The sequence below is a fragment of the Brevundimonas sp. genome, from assembly GCF_018608325.1.
Classification (GTDB): Bacteria; Pseudomonadota; Alphaproteobacteria; order Caulobacterales; family Caulobacteraceae; genus Brevundimonas.
Map to the genome: position 1 here is coordinate 25,456 of NZ_JABAZW010000052.1, position 1,990 is coordinate 27,445.

The 1,990-nt window shown below is 66.4% G+C and carries 3 protein-coding genes; 1 reads left to right on the forward strand and 2 read right to left on the reverse strand.

What is annotated here, in order from left to right:
- A partial coding sequence (locus QZ281_RS05355) for a LysR substrate-binding domain-containing protein (RefSeq protein ID WP_292225591.1) occupies nucleotides 1-585 on the forward strand: 585 nt, incomplete at its 5' end.
- Between the two features lie 262 nt (nucleotides 586-847).
- Here QZ281_RS05355 and hemF read toward each other — a convergent pair.
- Together hemF and QZ281_RS05365 are read right to left on the reverse strand one after the other, a co-directional pair.
- Entirely contained in the window at nucleotides 848-1,729 is an 882-nt protein-coding gene (gene hemF, locus QZ281_RS05360; RefSeq protein ID WP_292225595.1) for an oxygen-dependent coproporphyrinogen oxidase, read from the reverse strand.
- Between the two features lie 28 nt (nucleotides 1,730-1,757).
- On the reverse strand, nucleotides 1,758-1,990 hold a 233-nt coding region (locus QZ281_RS05365), incomplete at its 5' end, for a TrmH family RNA methyltransferase (RefSeq protein WP_292225597.1).

Genomic DNA, 1,990 nt, shown 5'->3' on the forward strand with positions numbered 1-1,990 from the left:
AGCCAGACCATCGCCAGCGCCTGGCTGCCACGTCGGTTGTCGGCGTTTCATGCGGCCTATCCGGGGGTCGAACTGGACGTGGCCATCGGCAATACGCGCGAAGCCGCCGAGGCGGTGCTGAGCGGGGCGGCGGAACTGGGTCTGGTCGAGGGCGAGATCGATCAGCCGATGCTGGAACAGACGGTGGTGGGGTCTGACCGGCTGGCGGTTCTGGTCACGCCGGATCATCCGTGGGCGGGCGTGCGGCGGCTGGAGGCGGCGACGCTGGCGACGCAGGCCTGGGTGCTGCGTGAGGCCGGGTCCGGCACGCGCTCGACGCTGGAGGCGGCGCTGCGGCGGGCGGGCGTTGATCCGCAGACCCTGTCCATCGCCATGACCCTGCCGTCAAACGAGGCTGTGCTGGCGGCGGCTGAGGCCGGGGCGGGGGCCACGGCCCTGTCGGAAAGCGTGGCCTATGCGTCCGTGGCGGCAGGGCGGTTGGTGATGGCGGACTTCACCCTGCCGGAGCGGCCGTTTCGGCTGATGAGGCACAGCGAGCGGTATCGCAGCAAGGCGGGCGATGCGTTTGTGGAGGCGGTGGGGTAGGTCGCGTCGCACTCCGTCATCATCCGGCTTGACCCCAGGATCAGGTCATCAATCGGCATTCAACTCAGAACCGTCCTTCCGGGGCGTCCGTAGGACGAACCCGGAACCCAGGAGGCTTGCACTCTAGATAGAATGCGTCTCACAGCGCAGTCGTAGCCCTGGGTTCCGGGTTCTTCGCTGCGCTCAGCCCCGGAATGACGATTTAAAGGTCAGCTAGCTGAGCTTTGGTTGGACCTTGTGAGGGTATGGAGAGTGGAGGCCTTTACGGCCACTTCACCACGGGCGGCATGGAGCTGAGGATCGAATCCACATTCCCGCCGGTCTTCAGCCCGAACATGGTGCCGCGGTCGTAGAGCAGGTTGAACTCCACGTAGCGACCGCGGCGGATCAGCTGTTCTTCGCGTTCCTCGGGTGTCCACGCCTCGGCCATGCGGCCAGCGACGATCTTGGGATAGATGTCCAGAAAGGCCAGACCCACGTCGCGGGTGAAGGCGAAGTCGGTGTCGTAATCGCCGCTGTCGTGGTGGTCATAGAAGATGCCGCCGGTGCCGCGCGGCTCCTTGCGGTGCGGCAGATAGAAGTAGTCGTCGCACCAGGCCTTGTACTTGGCATGCCACGCGGGGTCGTGCGCGTCGCAGGCCGCCTGCATGGCGGCGTGGAAGGCGAGGGTGTCGGGGTGATCCTGACGGCGATCCGCATCCAGAACCGGCGTCAGGTCGCCGCCGCCGCCGAACCAGGCCTTGGTCGTGGCGATGAAGCGGGTGTTCATGTGAACGGCGGGAACACGCGGGCTGACCGGGTGGCAGATCAGACTTATGCCTGTGGCGAAAAAGCGCGGGTCTTCGTCGGCGCCCGGTACGGACTTGGCGTAGTCGGCGGGGAATGTGCCGTGAACAGTCGAGACATGAACCCCGACTTTTTCGAAAAGACGGCCATGCATCATGCCCATGACGCCGCCGCCGCCCTCGGGACGATCCCAGGGGGTGCGGACGAAACGGCCGGGCTCTCCGGGGAACAGATCGGCGGGGGCTGCGTCCTCCAGCGCTTCGAAGGCGGCATGGATTCGGTCGCGCAGGGTCTCGAACCAGGCGCGGGTCTCGACCTTTTTCAGGTCCAGCGGATCGGAGAAGGAAGCGTCGCTCATGGCGCGCTCCCTAGACCGAGAGTGGCGTTCAGCCAACCTGTCCGGTCTGTCTGAGGCCTTCCCACAGGGCGATTCCGGCGGTGACCGACAGATTCAGCGACCGCGCCTCGGGGCGTAGGGGGATGACCACGCGCGCGTCGGCGGCGGCGTGGACATAGTCGGGCGCGCCGGCGCTTTCTTTTCCGAACAACAGAATGTCATCGGGCCGGAAGGCGAAGTCGGGCAGGGGCGTGGCCCCCTTGGTCGTGAACAGAACCAGCC